Source organism: Hydrogenophaga sp. UC242_50 (genome assembly GCF_042697355.1).
Lineage (GTDB): Bacteria > Pseudomonadota > Gammaproteobacteria > Burkholderiales > Burkholderiaceae_C > Hydrogenophaga.
On the sequence record NZ_CP170553.1, the window covers coordinates 1,733,286 to 1,749,544 of the forward strand.

At 70.0% G+C, this 16,259-nt stretch carries 15 protein-coding genes and 3 pseudogenes; 10 read left to right on the forward strand and 8 right to left on the reverse strand.

Features of this window, described 5'->3' with window-relative positions:
- Positions 1-5: 5 nt before the first annotated feature.
- From ACFJGX_RS08890 to ACFJGX_RS08900, 3 genes are all read right to left on the reverse strand, one after another.
- Positions 6-953, reverse strand: coding sequence for a Bug family tripartite tricarboxylate transporter substrate binding protein (locus ACFJGX_RS08890; RefSeq protein WP_382328223.1), 948 nt, complete (start codon positions 951-953; stop codon positions 6-8).
- Positions 954-1,033: 80 nt separating this feature from the next.
- Positions 1,034-1,657, reverse strand: coding sequence for a thiamine pyrophosphate-dependent enzyme (locus ACFJGX_RS08895; protein ID WP_382328649.1), 624 nt, complete (start codon positions 1,655-1,657; stop codon positions 1,034-1,036).
- Entirely contained in the window at positions 1,633-2,817 is a 1,185-nt protein-coding gene (locus ACFJGX_RS08900; protein WP_382328225.1) for a thiamine pyrophosphate-binding protein, read from the reverse strand. The genes ACFJGX_RS08895 and ACFJGX_RS08900 overlap by 25 nt, the downstream gene beginning before the upstream one ends.
- 197 nt (positions 2,818-3,014) lie before the next feature.
- Between ACFJGX_RS08900 and ACFJGX_RS08905 the strand changes: the two are divergent.
- Positions 3,015-3,719, forward strand: a pseudogene (locus ACFJGX_RS08905) (helix-turn-helix domain-containing protein); the annotation flags it as partial.
- Positions 3,720-3,823: 104 nt separating this feature from the next.
- On the opposite strand, the gene ACFJGX_RS08910 reads toward ACFJGX_RS08905, so the two are convergent.
- From ACFJGX_RS08910 to ACFJGX_RS08920, 3 genes are all read right to left on the reverse strand, one after another.
- Positions 3,824-4,783 (reverse strand): succinylglutamate desuccinylase/aspartoacylase family protein, encoded by a 960-nt coding sequence (locus tag ACFJGX_RS08910; protein ID WP_382321904.1) that lies wholly within the window; start codon positions 4,781-4,783, stop codon positions 3,824-3,826.
- A gap of 8 nt (positions 4,784-4,791) precedes the next feature.
- A complete protein-coding gene (locus ACFJGX_RS08915) occupies positions 4,792-5,772 on the reverse strand; it encodes a Bug family tripartite tricarboxylate transporter substrate binding protein (protein ID WP_382321903.1) in 981 nt (326 codons plus the stop codon).
- A gap of 89 nt (positions 5,773-5,861) precedes the next feature.
- Entirely contained in the window at positions 5,862-6,755 is an 894-nt protein-coding gene (locus ACFJGX_RS08920; RefSeq protein WP_382321901.1) for a LysR family transcriptional regulator, read from the reverse strand.
- A gap of 169 nt (positions 6,756-6,924) precedes the next feature.
- On the opposite strand from ACFJGX_RS08920, the gene ACFJGX_RS08925 reads away from it, so the two are divergent.
- From ACFJGX_RS08925 to ACFJGX_RS08935, 3 genes and pseudogenes are all read left to right on the forward strand, one after another.
- Entirely contained in the window at positions 6,925-8,151 is a 1,227-nt protein-coding gene (locus ACFJGX_RS08925; protein WP_382321899.1) for an ABC transporter substrate-binding protein, read from the forward strand.
- 112 nt (positions 8,152-8,263) lie between these two features.
- Positions 8,264-9,052 (forward strand): ABC transporter ATP-binding protein, encoded by a 789-nt coding sequence (locus ACFJGX_RS08930; protein WP_382321898.1) that lies wholly within the window; start codon positions 8,264-8,266, stop codon positions 9,050-9,052.
- Positions 9,045-9,750: pseudogene (locus ACFJGX_RS08935) on the forward strand (ABC transporter ATP-binding protein). Before ACFJGX_RS08930 ends, ACFJGX_RS08935 begins: the two are co-directional and overlap by 8 nt.
- On the opposite strand, the gene ACFJGX_RS08940 reads toward ACFJGX_RS08935, so the two are convergent.
- On the reverse strand, positions 9,747-9,836 hold the full coding sequence (locus ACFJGX_RS08940) for a hypothetical protein (RefSeq protein WP_382328227.1): 90 nt from the start codon (positions 9,834-9,836) through the stop codon (positions 9,747-9,749). The pseudogene ACFJGX_RS08935 and the gene ACFJGX_RS08940 sit on opposite strands and share 4 nt — an antisense overlap.
- Before the next feature lie 136 nt (positions 9,837-9,972).
- Positions 9,973-10,590: pseudogene (locus ACFJGX_RS08945) on the reverse strand (AraC family ligand binding domain-containing protein); the annotation flags it as partial.
- Positions 10,591-10,619: 29 nt separating this feature from the next.
- On the opposite strand from ACFJGX_RS08945, the gene ACFJGX_RS08950 reads away from it, so the two are divergent.
- The 6 genes from ACFJGX_RS08950 to ACFJGX_RS08975 are packed head-to-tail and all read left to right on the forward strand — an operon-like array spanning position 10,620 to position 16,256.
- Positions 10,620-11,513 (forward strand): branched-chain amino acid ABC transporter permease, encoded by an 894-nt coding sequence (locus tag ACFJGX_RS08950; RefSeq protein WP_382328229.1) that lies wholly within the window; start codon positions 10,620-10,622, stop codon positions 11,511-11,513.
- On the forward strand, positions 11,510-12,466 hold the full coding sequence (locus tag ACFJGX_RS08955) for a branched-chain amino acid ABC transporter permease (protein ID WP_382321895.1): 957 nt from the start codon (positions 11,510-11,512) through the stop codon (positions 12,464-12,466). Before ACFJGX_RS08950 ends, ACFJGX_RS08955 begins: the two co-directional genes overlap by 4 nt.
- Before the next feature lie 48 nt (positions 12,467-12,514).
- The gene (locus ACFJGX_RS08960; RefSeq protein ID WP_382328231.1) at positions 12,515-13,345 is read left to right on the forward strand and encodes a phosphoenolpyruvate hydrolase family protein; all 831 of its coding nucleotides are present in this window, start codon (positions 12,515-12,517) and stop codon (positions 13,343-13,345) included.
- A gap of 26 nt (positions 13,346-13,371) precedes the next feature.
- Positions 13,372-13,815 carry an SRPBCC family protein gene (locus ACFJGX_RS08965; protein WP_382154270.1) on the forward strand — a complete coding sequence of 148 codons (444 nt, stop codon included), beginning with the start codon at positions 13,372-13,374 and terminating at the stop codon, positions 13,813-13,815.
- Complete coding sequence (locus ACFJGX_RS08970; protein ID WP_382321894.1) at positions 13,812-15,029, forward strand: Tm-1-like ATP-binding domain-containing protein; 1,218 nt, start codon at positions 13,812-13,814, stop codon at positions 15,027-15,029. The genes ACFJGX_RS08965 and ACFJGX_RS08970 overlap by 4 nt, the downstream gene beginning before the upstream one ends.
- A gap of 9 nt (positions 15,030-15,038) precedes the next feature.
- Complete coding sequence (locus ACFJGX_RS08975) at positions 15,039-16,256, forward strand: tetratricopeptide repeat protein (protein WP_382328232.1); 1,218 nt, start codon at positions 15,039-15,041, stop codon at positions 16,254-16,256.
- Positions 16,257-16,259 lie beyond the last annotated feature (3 nt).

Here is a 16,259-nt window from a genome sequence, read left to right on the forward strand (position 1 = left end):
CACGCTCAGTCTTCGGGCTTGAAGCCGGTGACCTTGACCACGTGGGCCCAGAACGCGTGGTTCTCGCGGATGGCCTTGGCCAGGCCCTCGGGCGTGACGCGCATGACCTCCAGGCCGTTCTTGTCGATCACGTCCTTCATCGCGGCCGAGGCCAGCGCGTCGTTCACGGCGGTGTTGAGCGCGGCCACCTTGGCCCGCTCCATGCCCGCCGGGCCGTACCAGCCGAGCCAGTCGACGAAGGCCACGTCCTTGTAGCCGAGCTCGGTCAGCGTGGGCGTGTCGGGCAGGGCCTTCCAGCGCGTGGGCGCCGAGACCGCGAGCGCGCGCAGGCTGCCCGCGCGGATGTGCGGCAGCACCTCGCTGACCACGTTGAAGCTGACCGGGATCTGGCCGCCGCGCAGGTCGGTGAGCAGCGGCGCGCCGCCCTTGTAGGGCACGGCCTGCATGTCCACGCCCGACTGCTTGCCCAGCATGGCGCCGGCCAGGTGCAGCGAGGAGCCGGTGGCCGGCACGCCGTAGTTGGCCTGGGCCGGGTTGGCCTTGGCCCACTTCAGGTAGTCGGCCACGCTGCGGATCTCGGCCGGCAGGCCCGGGCCGGCGGTGAAGACGGCGGTGTAGGTGCACAGCCCGGCGATGGGCGTGAAGTCGGCCAGCGTGTCGTAGGGCAGCTTCTTGAACACGTGCGGGTGCAGCGTCATGACCGAGCTCGGGCAGCCGAACAGGGTGTTGCCGTCGGGCGCCGAGCGCTTGACGAACTCGGCCGCGATGCGGCCGCCCGCGCCGGGTTTGCTGTCGTAGATGATGGGTTGCGGGTACTTGCCGCGCAGCTGGTCGATCAGCGGGCGCGCGACCTGGTCGCCCAGGCCGCCGCCGACCGGAAAGCCCGACCACAGCGTGGCGTTGGCGGCCGGGGCCTGGGCGAACGCGGGCAGGCCGGTGGTGGCGCAGGCCACCGAAGGCGGCGCTGGCGCGCAGCAGGGTTCTGCGTTGCATGTCTTGTCTCCTGTTGTTGTGGAAAACGGGGCGCCCGGTGTCAGGGCGGGTCGAGCCGGGTGAGCGAGGCGAAACCGTATTTGTTCATGCCCACGAACGCGCCCACCGCCGGGTGTGGCACGAAGCGGGTGCGGCAGTCGAGCACGGCGGGCAGGCCGGAGGCGATCGCGCGCTGCAAGGCGGGGGCCACGTCGGCCGCGCGCGTGACCACCTCGCCGTGGCAGCCGAAGCCGCGCGCGATCGCCGCGTAGTCGGTGTCTTCCAGGCCGGTGGCGATCTCGAAGCCGAGCCCGGCCTTCTGGCCCATGCGGATCACGCCCCAGGCCGCGTTGTTGTGCACCACCGTGATCACCGGCAGGCGGTGGCGGCGCGCGGTGTCGAGTTCGTTGAGCGTGAAGCCGAAGGCGCCGTCGCCGGTGATGTTGAGCACCGGGCGGCCGGGGAACTGCGTCTGCAGCGCGATCGCGGCCGGCAGGCCGTAGCCCAGGTGGGACATGCCGGGTTCGTGAAAGCGCGTGCGCACCTCGTGCACCGGCGTGAGGTCGTTGCTCCAGAAGGTGGTGTGGCCGCCGTCGTAGACCGCGAGCGCGTCGGCCGGCAGCGCATCGCCCAGGGCCTTGGCCAGCGCGGCGGGGTGCATCACGGGGTCGGGGTCGGCCACCATGCGCGCGAGCTGGCCTTCGTGCACCGCACGCACCGCGCGCAGCTCGGCGAGCCAGGCGCCGTCGGCCGGCGCGGCGCCGTCGCCAAGGGCGGCGAGCAGGTCGCGCAGCGCCTCGCCCGCGTCGGCCTGCATCGCGCCTCGTGCAGCGCGGCCTGGCCGAGCGAAGACGGGTCGATGTTGATGTTGATGAGGCGGTGGTGGCGCCGCGCGAGCGCGCCGCGCGCGTCCCACATCCACGACGACCAGCGGCAGCCCACGCTGAGGATCACGTCCGCGCGCTCGAAGGCGTGTTTCACCGAATCGCCCGCGATGATGCCGCCGTGGCCGATGAAGTGCGGGCTGTCCGAGGGCACCACGCCCAGCGCCATCTGCGTGGGCACCACCGGCGCGTTCAGGCGCTGGGCCAGCGCGCGCAGCGCGGTGGCGGCCCCGGCGGCCACCACGCCGCCACCGCCCACGATGAGCGGGCGCTGCGCGCCGCGCAGCAGCCGCACCGCGGCCTTCACCGAGGCCTGGGCCGGGCGCGGCCCGAGCGTGGCGCGGTAGCGCCCGGGGGCCACGTCGAACTCGTCGGCCGCGAAGGCGTGCACCTCGCCCAGCACGTCCTGCGGAATGTCCAGGTGCACCGGGCCGGGCCGCCCGCCCAGGGCCTCGCGGAAGGCGCGCCGCGCGAGTTCCGGCATGCGGCGCGCGTCGTGCACGACCGCGTTCCATTTGGTCAGGGGCCGGGTCACGGCCACCGTGTCCAGGTCCATGAACACACCGCTGTGCGGATACGACGAGGCGCGGTGCTGGTTGGTGGTGACGGCCAGCAGCGGCAGGTTGTTGTTGAAGGCCACGCCCAGGCCGGCGGCGAGGTTGAGGCCGCCGGGGCCCAGCTCGCCCACGGCCACCGCGAGCCGGCCGGTGCCCGCGTGCACGGCGGCGGCCATCATCGGCCCGGCGGCTTCGTGGCGCACGCCGATGAAGCGGATGCGCGGCTCGCGGCTGAGCGCGTGGAACAGCGGCGAGAGCTTGCCGCCCACGATGCCGAACACCGTGTCCACGCCCTCGGCCAGCAGCACGTTCACCAGCGCCTGCGCCCCCGTGAGGCGCAGGGGCGGGACGGCGGTCGCGGGCGCCGGCGGCAGCGCGGCGTCGGGGTGGGGGTTGCGTGTCATGGAGGCGGATGATGCGCGAGCCGCGCCGCCGAAGCGATGGACGTTTCGGCCCGATTCAGGTACTTTTCCGGCATCGCCTGCCACCCGCCCCTGCCATGACCGCCTCCCCCTTGCTGCTCGTTCCCTTCCGGGAAGTCCGCCACGACCAGCCCGACGACTGCCTGCATTACGAGTCCGTGGCGGTGCGCGGCGCCGAAATGGACTGGACGATTCCGGCGCACCGGCACGAGGGTTTGCACCAGTTCCAGTTCCTCGCGCACGGCAGCGTGCGCGGCACCATCGACGGCCAGGACTTCGAGGCCCAGGCCCCGGTGATGCTGCTGCTCGCGCCAGGCTCGGTGCACGGCTTCACCTACACGCCCGACGCCGTGGGCCACCAGGTCACGCTGCCCACCACCACGCTGCGCCAGCTGCTGGGCGGCTCGAACCTGGTGGACGACGGGCTGGGCACCTCCTGCGTGTTGCCGCGCCTGCAGGACGGGGACGAGGCGGAATGCGCGAACCTCTTCGCGCAGGTGGCGCGCGAGTTCCGCGCCCAGCACCCGGGCCGCGTGCACGCGCTGCTGGCCAGCGCCACGCTGCTCGCCGTGCAATACCTGCGCCGCCGCGGCGAGCACTTCAAGCGCGAGCGCGGGCAGGGCGAGCGCGACGCGCTGGTCAAGCGCTACCTCGCGCTGGTCGAGCAGCACTACCGCGAGCACGAGCCGCTGAGCTTCTACGCGTTGGCCCTGGGCGTGACGCCCGACCACCTCAGCCGCACCTGCCGCCACGTGGCGCGCCAGTCGGCGCTGCAGATCCTGCACGAGCGGCTGATGCTGGAGGCGCGCCGCCTGCTGGCGTATTCGTCGCTGCCGGTGGCGCAGGTGGCGCAGCAACTGGGCTACGACGACGCGGCCTACTTCAGCAAGTTCTTCGGCCGCGCGGTGGGCAACACGCCCTCGGACTACCGCGCGCTGGTGGCGCAGCGGGGTGCGCGGCGCGGCCTGACGAAACGCCGTGCGGGAGGTCAGTCGAGCGCTTCGCGGCGCGCGAACCGCACCACCGTCACACCCCGGCGGGCCTGCCGCGTCGAGGGCATCACGAGCACACAGTCGTCGTGCGGCGTCACCACCGGCTCGCCGTCGTTGTCCCCGATGACGGTGCCCGCGTGGGCAATCGTCTCCAAACCCAGGAAGCGCTCGGTGAAGAAGAAGCGGGGGCTTCTCGCCACCACCGCCCCGGTCACGTGCAGCGCCCACTGCCGGGGGGCGTCGGGCTGCCTCCACCCTGGCATCCATCGGAGCGCGCCCGCATGCGTGACCGTGCCGGCCTGAAGCAGGAAGCGCGCGCACTGATCGCGGGCGACATCGAGGCTGGTCGGGTCGCCGTGATAGCCACATTCGATGAGCAGGGAGCGCGTGTCGGGCGCGTCCTCGTCCGGCAGGCCGAACTGGCCATAGTCCCGCATGCGCACCCCGTCCTGATGACCCGTGTCCACGACCACGTGCGCTGGCCCGCCCAGCTGGCGCGCCAGCGCCAGGTTGCGCCGGTGCAACCCCACCAGCGAGAGCGGTTGTCCTGGCTCGTGCATGGAGTGCAGGTCCAGCAGCCATTGCGCGCGTTCGACAAAGGGCTCCAGGGCGGCAGCGCGTTGGCGTTCGCGGGTGTCGGCACCGCGCAGGCGCTCTGGCGTCCATTGCCGGTTCATGTCTTCGTCGATGAACCGAGATGCATCGCTGTCGGCCGGGTCGAAGCGGTCGAAGGCCGCCAGATTGCAGAACGCCAGCGTGAGCGAACCGGCCTCGGGCCGCAGGCCCGCCTCCAGGAGTTCCTTCACCGCCCAGGCACCACACAACTCGTTGCCATGCACCAGCGCGCTCAGCATGACGCGGCGGCCGGCCACGCCGGTGTCGAAGTGCCACACGCCTTCGACGCCGGTGTTGCCGACGCGCCAGCGGCCGAGATCGGGAGGGCTGAGGGAGAACATGGGATGGCTCATTCCTTGATGTTCGCGAAGTCGACGATCTTCTGGTACTTCGCCGACTCCGTGGCGAGAAACCCGTTCATCTCGACGTTGAGCGGCGCCACGGTCGACCCGCTGTCCTCCAGCTTCTTGCGGAACTCCGGTGTCTGCAGGGATTCGGCGAGCGCGTTGCGCAGGCGCACCGTGATCGCCTCGGGCAGATTGGGTGGCGCCATCAGGGCAAACCAGACACTGATGTCCATCTGGTTGAGCGAGGGGTGATCGGCCAGCGGCGCGATGTCCAGGGCGACGGCCGAGCGCTTCTTCTCGGTGATGCCCAGGGCCACCACCTTGCCACCGCGGATGTGCGGCAGCCCGCTGGAGAGCACGTACACACCGAAATCGACCGTGCCAGCGTACAGGTCTGTCGTCAGCGGGCCGACACCGCGGTAAGGAATATGCGACATGAAAAGGCCGGCCTGCTGCTTGGCCATTTCCGCCGACAGGTGCAGCGCGGTGCCCACCCCGGAGCTGCCGTAGATGTACTTGCCAGGCCTGGACTTGACCGTCTTGATGAACTGGTCCACCGTCTTGACGCCGCTCTGCGTGGAGGCCACCAGCACCATGGGCTGCGACGCCACCAGCCCGATGGGCGTGAAATCCTTGTAGCTGTATTTGACCGAAGACGAAATGAGGCGGTTGATCGCGATCTCGTTGTTGGCCCCCAGGAGAAGCGTGTAGCCGTCCGGTGCCGCCCGCGAAACCTTGTGCGCGCCAATGGCACCGCCCGCGCCGCCCACGTTTTCCACGATGACGGCGACGCCCAGCTTCTTCGCCAGCTGGTCGGCCACGGCCCGGCCGGTGAGGTCGGTGCTCCCGCCGGGTGGGTAGGCCACCACGACCGTGATCGGACGCTCTGGATAGGCGCCGGTCTGGGCCAGCGCGGCAGGCGCCAGGCCCACGGACAGCACCATCGGCAGGACGGTGGAAAGGACGCGGTGAAGGTTTCTCATGTGGGTCTCCTCTTTGAACAACCGCGATTCTTGGTGTCGGGGCCTTTCGCCAAGGTGCTGAAACGGCACCTTTCAGTGCCTTTTTGACATCAGCCCACGCAGGAGACCTCCCAGAGCCTTTCCGCCAGCGATGAGAGGCGCCGTTTGGTGCGGACCATCCGGATCTCGAAAACGACCTCCAGCGCCTTGCCGGCCAGCGGGGTGACCTTTCCTGCCTTGTGGGCCCCCACCACCAGCGACCAGGGCAGCCATGCAACGCCCAGTCCCTTGAGCACGTACTCCAGCAGGGCGTCGGCCGAATCGCATTGCAGAGTGTGCGTCAGACGCGGGGCTTGGGCATGGTTCGAGAGGTGATCGGAGACCAGCTGTCCCAGCGCCAGCGTGTTGGCGTAGGCCAGATAAGGCACGGGTTTGCTGGACGAGAAGTTGTAGAGCGGCTTTCCGCCGGCGCTGGCGCGCGACACCGGCACCAGCCGGTCGTGTGCCATGGTGTGCTGCAGGTACCGGGAGGGTTGCAGGCGCACGCTGATGGCGGGGTGGTAGTAGGTCAGCAGGAAGTCGGCATCGCCGCGCTCGAAGCGCTGCAGCGACTCGCCCATCGACCCGGTGCGCACGTGGACCAGCGCCCCGGCAGTGTGGGCCCTGATTCGCCACAGCCAGTCGGCGGCCAGCGTCCGGGCCAGGGTACGGCCGGTGGCCAGCGTGAGAACGTTCTGCCCGGGGAAAGCGTGGTCCTGGATCTCGCTGCGGGCGGATGCCAGTGCCTCCACCGCTTGCCGCGCATGCTGGAGCAGGGTTTCTCCGGCGGGGGTGAAGCTCAACGGCGCGCCATCCCGCGACACCAGCTCCGCGCCGGCCCATTGTTCCAGGCTGCGGATCCGCCGGCCGAACGCGGGGTGGGTGACATGGCGCCGAGCCGCGGCCCGCACGAAGCTCTGGGTCTCGGCCAGGGCAATCAGGTCTTCCAGCCATTTGATCTGCATGGGGTGGTCCTCGTTGAAGGGATGGCACATGATGCGTGGAAGTGGTCATGTGGGTTTTGAGTAGATTCCTGTGCCTTCAGACCATGGTTGAGGGGGCCCCCGTCTCCTAGCATTGGCCCGACTCGAACACCCTTGTTCGGGGCCATCACCAAAACAGGAGACAAGCAGCATGGATCTGAAACTGTGGGCCGCCGCGTCCGTTGTCGCCGCCGCCAGCGTGGGCGTGGCCCAGGCTCAAACCGCCCAGCAGGGCAAACTGTCGAACGACGTGCTGCGCATCGGCGTGTTGACCGACATCTCCGGCGTCTACGCCGACATCTCGGGCAAGGGCGCGGTCGAGGCCGTGAAGATGGCCGTGGAGGACTTCGGCGGCAAGATGTTCGGCAAGCCGATCGAGGTGGTTTTCGCCGATCACCAGAACAAGGCCGACGTGGGCGCCGCGAAGGCGCGCGAGTGGTACGACTCGGGCAACGTGGACATGATCAACGACCTCGCCAACTCCGGCGTGGCGCTGGCCGTGGCCGGCGTGGCGAAGGAGAAGAAGCGCCACGCCATCGTGAACAACGCCTCCAACGTGGGCGTGACCAACGCGCAGTGCTCGCCCTACGCGGTGCACTACACCTACGACGCGTACGCCCTGGCCAACGGCACGGGCAAGGCCATCGTGGAAGGCGGCGGCGACACCTGGTTCTTCCTGACGGTGGACTTCGCCTTCGGCATCGGCCTGGAGCAGCAGGTGGGTGACGTGGTGCGCAACGCCAAGGGCCGCGTGGTGGGCGCCGCGCGCCACCCGCTGGGCACGACGGACTTCTCGTCCTACGTGCTGCAGGCGCAGGCCTCCAAGGCCAAGATCATCGGCCTGGCCTCCACCGGCAACGACACCATCAACGCGATCAAGGCGGCCAACGAGTTCGGCCTGACCAAGAACCAGAAGCTCGCCGCGCTGCTGCTGTGGATCCAGGACGTGCACGCCCTGGGCCTGCCGACCGCGCAGGGCCTGCAGCTCACCAACGCCTGGTACTGGGACATGAACGACGAGACGCGCGCCTTCGCCAAGCGCTACCAGCAGCGCGTGGGCGGCCAGATGCCCAACATGGCGCACGCGGGCGACTACTCGTCCACCCTGCATTACCTCAAGGCCGTGCAGGCCGCCGGTTCCGACGACCCGGACGCCGTCTCGGTCAAGATGCGCGAGCTGCCGATCAACGACATGTTCGCCAAGGGCGGCAAGATCCGCGAAGACGGGCGCATGGTGCACGACATGTACCTGTGGCAGGTGAAGGCGCCGGCCGAGTCCAAGTACCCGTGGGACTACCTGAAGCTGGTGAAGACGATCCCTGGCGAGCAGGCCTTCATGCCGCTGGCGCAGAGCACCTGCTACCTGGTCAAGAAGTAAGAAGCCCCCCGTTGCTTGCTCACTGCGTGTAGCCGCATACCCCCCACCGGGGGGCGGGCCGGCCGCTTCGGAGCGGCCGTGCGCAGCGGCCCCTTGATTGCCTCTCTCCACCATGTCTTCTATCCTCGAAACGCAGGGCCTCTCGCGCAGCTTCAACGGGTTTCACGCCGTCTCGAACGTGAACCTGTCGGTGCGCGAAGGCAGCATCCACGCCCTGATCGGCCCCAACGGCGCGGGCAAGACGACCTGCTTCAACCTGCTCACCCGCTTCATCGACGCGAGCGCCGGCCGCATCCGCTTCCAGGGCCAGGACATCACGCGCACACCGGCCGACGCGGTGGCGCGCCAGGGCCTGGTGCGCTCGTTCCAGATCTCGGCCGTGTTCGGCCAGCTCAGCGTGTTCGAGAACGTGCGCCTGGCGGTGCAGCGCCGCCGCGGCCATTCGCTGGACTGGTGGCGCAGCGACCGCGCGCTGGCCCAGTACGACGGCCGCACCCGCGAGCTGCTGGACGAGGCCGGCCTCTCGGCCTGGGCCGAGCACAGCGCCGGTGAACTGCCCTACGGCCGCAAGCGCGCGCTGGAGCTGGCGACCACGCTGGCGCTGGAGCCGCGCGTGCTGCTGCTCGACGAGCCCATGGCCGGCATGGGCGCCGAGGACATCGCCCACGCGGCGGCGATGATCCGCCAGGCCGCGCGCGGGCGCACCGTGCTCATGGTGGAACACAACCTCTCGGTGGTGGCCGACCTGTGCGACCGCATCACCGTGCTGGCGCGCAGCGAGGTGCTGGCCGAGGGCGACTACGCCAGCGTTTCGCGCGACCCGCGCGTGGTCGAGGCCTACCTGGGCCATCGCCATGGCGGCCAGCGCAAGCACCACAAGGCGGAGGCCCCGCATGGCTGAACCGCTGCTGACCCTGCGCGACGTGAGGGCCTGGTACGGGCCGAGCCAGGCCTTGCACGGCGCGAGCCTGGACGTGCGCGAAGGCGAGCTGGTCACGCTGCTCGGCCGCAACGGCGCCGGCAAGTCCACCCTGCTCAAGACCGTGATGGGCATGATGGGCCGGCGCCAGGGCTCGATCCGCTTCCAGGGCCGGGAACTCATCGGGATGGCGCCGCACCACATCGGCCGCTTGGGGCTGGCCTTCTGCCCGGACGACCGGGGCATCTACGCCTCGCTCACGGTGCGCGAGAACCTGCGCCTGCCGCCCGTGGTGGCCGAGGGCGGCATGAGCGAGCAGGCGCTGTACGAGCTGTTCCCCCAACCTCGCGCAGCGCGCCGGCTCGGCCGGCACGCACCTCTCGGGCGGCGAGCAGCAGATGCTGGCGATCGCGCGCATCCTGCGCACCGGCGCGCGCGTGCTGCTGCTGGACGAACCCACCGAGGGCCTGGCCCCGGTGATCGTGGACCGCATCGGCGAGCTCATCCGCCAGCTGAAAGGGCAGGGCTACACCATCGTGCTGGTGGAGCAGAACGTGCATTTCGCGGCCGAGCTGGCCGACCGGCACTGCCTGATGGAATCGGGCCGCATCACCGACACCTTCGACGCGGCCACGCTGCTGCGCGATTTCGACGCCATTACCGCCAGGATCGGAGTCTAGAGATGGCGCATCCTGTAATCGGAAGGGCGAAATCCCGTCAACCGTTTGAACGTGTTGGAGAACGCGAACGGGTTCACGTAGCCCACGCTGCGCGCGATCGCCTCGACCTTCTCGTCGCTGGTGGCGCAGCAGGTGGGCCGCGTGCGCGATGCGCAGCGTGGCGAGCTGGCGGCCGGGGCTGCGGCCCAGGTTCTTCTGGCACAGGCGGCGCAGGTGCTCCTCGCTGGTGTTGGCCAGGCTGGCCAGGTCGGCCAGGGTCCAGTCGCGCGCCAGGTCGGCCTTCACCGCGTTCCACACCGGCACCAGGCGCGGCTCGCGCTGCAGCGGTTCGAGCAGGCGGGCCACGTAGCGCTCGATCACGTCCACCCACACCACGCAGGTGCCGGGGTCGGCCGCGCCCTGCATCTCGCCGTGCAGGCCGAGGATGGCGTGCTCCAGCACCTGGCCGTCGAACGGGCTCATGGTCGGGGCCATGGCACCGTCCACCGAGCGCACCGAGTCGGGCATGAAGCGCACCCAGGCCAGCCGCCAGCGCTGGCCCGGCACGCAATGGAAGGCGTGCAGCACGTGCGCGGGCGCGAAGCTCACGCTGCCGGGCTTGTGCGGGTACCAGCGGCCGTCGAGCAGGGTCTGGCCTTCGCCGCTCAGGCAGACCTGCATGAAGGCCCCGCTCAGGTGCGTGCGCACCACCGTGTAAGGCGCGGCCGCGTCCACCACCGCCACGTGGGCGATGTGGCGCGCGGCCAGGGCATCGCAATGTTCGGCGCGCACCACCGTCTGCACGGTGGCGTCGCCCAGCACATGGGTTTCTGTGGAGATATCGGGATGTTTCATCGACATGGCCTGCGCATCATAGAGAGGAAGGCTGTATGACGGAGGTGTTCGGTTTGCCGCTGCCAGTGCTCGCGGGCCAGGTCATGCTGGGGCTGGTCAACGGCTGCTTCTACGCCGTGCTCAGCCTGGGCCTGGCCGTGATCTTCGGCCTGCTGCGCATCGTCAACTTCGCGCACGGGGCCTTCTTCATGGCCGGTGCCTTCGGCGCCTGGATGCTGCAGCGCTACGCGGGCCTGGGCTACTGGGCCGCGCTGCTGCTGGTGCCGCTGGTGGTGGGTGGCCTGGGCGGCGTGTTCGAGCGCGGCCTGCTGCGCCGCCTCTACGGTCTGGACCCGATCTACGGCCTGCTGCTCACCTTCGGCCTGGTGCTGGTGCTCGAAGGCGGTTTTCGCGTGGCCTTCGGCACCTCGGGCCAGCCCTACCCGGTGCCGTCCAACCTGCAGGGCGTGTTCAACCTGGGCTTCATGGTGCTGCCGATCTACCGCGCCTGGGTGATCTTCGCGGCGCTCGCGGCCTGCCTGCTCACCTGGTGGCTGATCCAGCGCACCCCGCTGGGCGCGCGGCTGCGCGCCGCCACCGAGAAACCGGCGCTCACGCAGTCCTTCGGGGTGAACGTGCCGCGCCTGCTCACCTTCACCTACGCCGGCGGCATCGCGCTGGCCGCCTTCACCGGCGTGCTGGCCGCGCCCATCCTGCACGTGAACTCGGGCATGGGCTCCAACCTCGTGATCATCGTGTTCGCCATCGTCGTCATCGGCGGCATGGGCTCGGTGTTCGGCTCCATCGTCACCGCGCTGGGCATCGGCGTGATCGAGGGGCTCACCAAGGTCTTCTATTCGGAGGCATCGACCACCGTGATCTTCGTCGTCATGGCCCTGGTGCTGCTGTTCCGCCCGCGCGGCCTGTTCGGCAAGGAAGGTGCAGCATGAACCGCTCGCTCGCTCCCTGGCAGAAGGCCTTCGTCGGGGTCCTGCTGCTGTTGCTGCTGCTCGCGGTGCCCTGGGTGCCGCAGGTGGTCTACCCGGTGTTCGTCATGAAGCTGCTGTGCATGGCGCTGTTCGCCTGTGCCTACAGCCTGCTGCTCGGCTTCGGCGGCATGATGTCCTTCGGCCACGCGGCCTTCTTCGGCAGCGCGGCCTACATCACCGGCCTGGTGGTGAAGATCTGGGGTCTGCCGCCCGAGCTGGGCCTGCTGGGCGGCACGCTGTTCGCGGCGCTGCTGGGCGCGGTGTTCGGCGCGCTGGCCATCCACCGCCAGGGCATCTACCTGGCCATGGTCACGCTGGCGCTGGCGCAGATGGTGTATTTCATCTTCCTGCAGCTGCCCTTCACTGGCGCGGAAGACGGTCTGCAGCAGATCCCGCGCGGCACGCTGTTCGGCTTCATCGACCTGCGCAACGACACCGCCATGTACCACCTGGTGCTGCTGCTCACCGTGGCCGGCCTCTGGCTCATCCACCGCGTGGTGCGCTCGCCGTTCGGCCACGTGGTGGTGGCGATCCGCGAGCACGAGCCGCGCGCGCGTTCGCTCGGCTACCCGGTGGAGCGCTACAAGCTCACGCTGTTCGTGCTCTCGGCCGCGCTCTCGGGCCTGGCCGGTTCCATGAAGGCCCTGGTGTTCCAGCTCGCCGCGCTGTCCGACGTGCACTGGCACCTCTCGGGCGACGTGGTGCTGATGGCCCTGCTCGGCGGCATGCACACCGTGTTCGGCCCGGCCATCGGCGCCACGCTGGTGGTGGGCCTGCAGTACTACCTCGACGCCTTCGGCGGCTGGGTGACCCTGGTCACCGGCCTGATCTTCATGGTGTGCGTGCTCTCGTTCCGCAGCGGCATCGCCGGTGCGATCGATGCGCTCAGAACCCGCCCACGCCCCGGGCCCTGAGCCCGCGGCCCCCTTCACGTTTCCGTTTTCCGTTTCAAGGAGATTTTCATGCCGCGTTTCGAACGCCAAGCCCTGATGGCGAAATTCCAGGACATGGTGCGCCAGCGCCAGCCCATCGTCGGCGGGGGCGCCGGCACCGGCATCTCCGCCAAGTGCGAAGAGGCCGCCGGCATCGACCTGATCGTGATCTACAACTCGGGCCGCTACCGCATGGCCGGACGCGCCTCCTCGGCCGGCCTGCTGGCTTACGGCAACGCGAACGACATCGTGCTCGAGATGGCCGGCGAGGTGCTGCCGGTGGCGAAGAAGACGCCGGTGATCGCGGGCGTGAACGGCACCGACCCTTTCATCGTCATGCCGGTGTTCCTCAAGAAACTCAAGGAACTCGGGTTTTCCGGCGTGCAGAACTTCCCGACCGTGGGCATCATCGACGGCAATTTCCGCCAGAGCCTGGAGGAGACCGGCATCAACTACGCGACCGAGGTCGAGATGATCGGCGAGGCACACGCCATCGACCTGCTGACCACGCCCTACGTGTTCTCCGCCGAGGAGGCCGTGGCGATGACCGAGGCCGGCGCCGACTTCATCGTGCCGCACATGGGCGTGACCACCGGTGGCACCATCGGCGCCACCACGGCCAAGTCGCTCGACGAATCGGTGAAACTCATCGACGAGTGGGGCGAGGCGGCGCGCAAGGTGCGCAAGGACGTGATCGTGATCGCGCACGGCGGCCCGATCTCCAGCCCGGAAGACGTGGCCCACGTGCTCAAGCACAGCCGACACTGCAATGGCTTCTACGGCGCCAGCAGCATGGAACGGCTGCCGACGGAGATCGCGATCAAGTCGCACGTGGAGCGCTACAAGCAAGTGACTTTCTGAATTCGAACCACCACAGGAGACAGGACATGGCCAGGGTCTACGTGAGCGCGGTGATGGACGCGACGCTGGAGGAGGCGTGGGCCTACCTGCGCGACTTCGGCGCGCTCGGCAACTACCACCCGTACTTCGAGAACTCCTACATCGAAGACGGCAAACCGGCCGACCAGGTCGGCTGCGTGCGCCACTTCACCGTGCGCGACGGCGGCGGCTTCCTGCGCGAACAGCTGCTCGCGCTGTCCGACGACACGCACCGCTGCCGCTACAGGATCCTGCACATCGACGCCGACTGGAAGAACTACGTGGCCGAGATGCACCTGCTGCCCATCACCGAAGGCAACCGCTGCTTCGGTGAGTGGTGGGCCGAGTGGGACGTGCCGGCCGACCAGGAGGCCGAGGCGGTGGAGCGCGTGAAAGGCACCTTCCGCACCTTCTTCGAGTGCGTCAACGCGCACCACGGCAAGACCCGATGACCACCGCGCCAGCCGCCGCGTGGGTGGTGGGCACCTTCGACACCAAGGCCGCCGAGCTGGACTACCTCGCCGGCCTGCTGCGCGCGGCCGGCGTGCGCGTGCTGACGGTGGACATCGGCACGCGCAGCGCGAGCGGCGTGGCCGACATCGACGCCGCCGCCGTGGCGCGGCACCACCCCAAGGGCGCGGCCGCCGTGTTCGAGCCCACCGACCGGGGCGAAGCGGTGATCGCGATGAGCGAGGCGCTGAGCGCGCTGGTGCGCGAGCGCCTGGGCGCAGGCGGGATCCAGGCCATGCTGGGCGTGGGTGGTTCGGGTGGCAGCTCCATGATCGCGCCGGCCATGCGCCTGCTGCCCATCGGCATGCCGAAGCTGCTGGTCTCCACCATGGCGGCCGGCGATGTCTCGGCCTACGTGGGCGTGGTGGACCTCACCCTGATGTACCCGGTGACCGACATCGCCGGCCTCAACCGGCTCTCGCGCACCATCCTGGCCAACGCGGCGCACGCGCTGGTGGGCATGCTGCAGCACCACGCGCCGACGGACCACGGGGCCGACAAGCCTTCCATCGGCCTGACCATGTTCGGCGTCACCACGCCCTGCGTGCAGGCTGTGCGCGGGCTGCTCGAGGCCGATTTCGACACCCAGGTGTTCCACGCCAACGGCGCGGGCGGTCGCACGCTGGAGGCCCTGGCCGCCGCCGGCATGCTGCGCGCCGTGGTCGACATCACCACCACCGAGGTGGGTCAGCACCTGGCCGGCGGCGTGTGCGACGCCGGGCCGAACCGGCTCGACGCCGCCGCGCGCCATGGCCTGCCCTGGGTGGGCTCGGTGGGCGCGCTGGACATGATCAACTGGGGCGCGCCGTCCACCATTCCCGAACGGCACCAGGGCCGCACCTTCCACGTGCACAACGCCAACGTGACGCTGATGCGCAGCAACGCCCAGGAGCTGGAGGCGGCGGCGCGGCGCATCGCCGAACAGCTCAACCGCGCCCGGGGCCCGGTGCGCCTGCTGCTGCCGCTGGGCGGCTTGTCCATGATCGACGCGCCCGGCCTGGCTTTCCACGCGCCCGAGGCCAACGCGGTGCTGTTCGACACGCTGGAGCGCCTGTTCGAGGCGAGCGACGCGCACCGGCTGATCCCGCTGCCGTTTCACATCAACGACCCGGCCTTCGCGGCGGCCGTGGCCGAACAGCTGAGGGCGGTGGTGTAAGGTTGCCGCATGAGCAACGCCACCGACCCCACCGAACAGGCCAAGGCCTTTTTCTTCGAAGGCAACGCCCTCTTCGAGGCCGACCGGCTCGACGAGGCGCAGAGCCGCTACGAGGCCGCGCTGGCCCTGGTGCCGGGGCGGCCGTCCATCCTGGCAGACCTGGGCGTGACCCAGTGCCGCCTGGGCCGCTGGCCCGAGGCCGTGGCCACGCTGGCGCAGGCCACCCAGGCCGACCCCACCCACCGCGACGCCTGGGTCGCGCTCGGCCTCTCGCACGAAGCCCTGTCGAACTGGGCCGGCGCCGCGCACGCGCTGCAGCAGGGCGTGCGGCTGGGGGCGTCCACCGCGCAGATCCACCTGTCCCTGGCGATGTGCCTGCTGCGGCTGGACCGGCCCGACGACGCGCTGGCGGCGCTGGACCGGGCGCTCGCGCTCGACCCGACCCTGGCCGAGGCCTGGAGCCAGCGTGGCAGCGTGCTGCGCGACGCCGGCCGGCACGCCGAGGCCGCGCGCTGCTTCGAGCAGGCCCTGGCCCACGGTGGCGACGAAACCCTGCACCGCTTCTACCTCGCCTCGGTGAAGGCCGGCGAGGCCACGCCACCGCAGCCGCCGCGCGCCTACGTGGAAGCGCTGTTCGACGAGTACGCCGACGATTTCCAGCACCACCTGATCCACCAGCTGAAGTACCAGGCGCACGAGACCCTGCTGGCGCCGTTGCGCGTGGGCGGCCGGCGCTACCCGCTGGTGCTGGACCTGGGTTGCGGCACCGGCCTGTGCGGCCAGCTCATTCGCCCGCACGCCGACGCGGTGGACGGCGTGGACCTGGCCCAGGCCATGGTCGAGCAGGCGCGGGCCAGCGGCGCCTACCGCCAGGTGGTGCAGGGCGAGCTGCTCGAATTCCTGCGCTCGCAAAGTGAACCCGCCGACCTCGTGATCGCCGCCGACGTGTTCATCTACGTGGGCGCGCTCGACGGCGTCTTCGCCGCGGTGCGCGAGCGCCTCGCGCCCTCGGGCTGTTTCGCCTTCTCGGTCGAACTCGCCACCGGCGCCGAAGAACTGCAACTGCGGCCCAGCCTGCGCTACGCGCATGCCCCGGCCTATGTGGAGCGCCTGGCCCGGGCGCACGGCTTCCAGGTGCGCCAGACCTGGCAGGCGCCGCTGCGCGAAGACCAGCAGAAACCGGTGATGGGCCTGTACGTGCTGCTGGAGCCGGCCGGCGCCCCATAACGC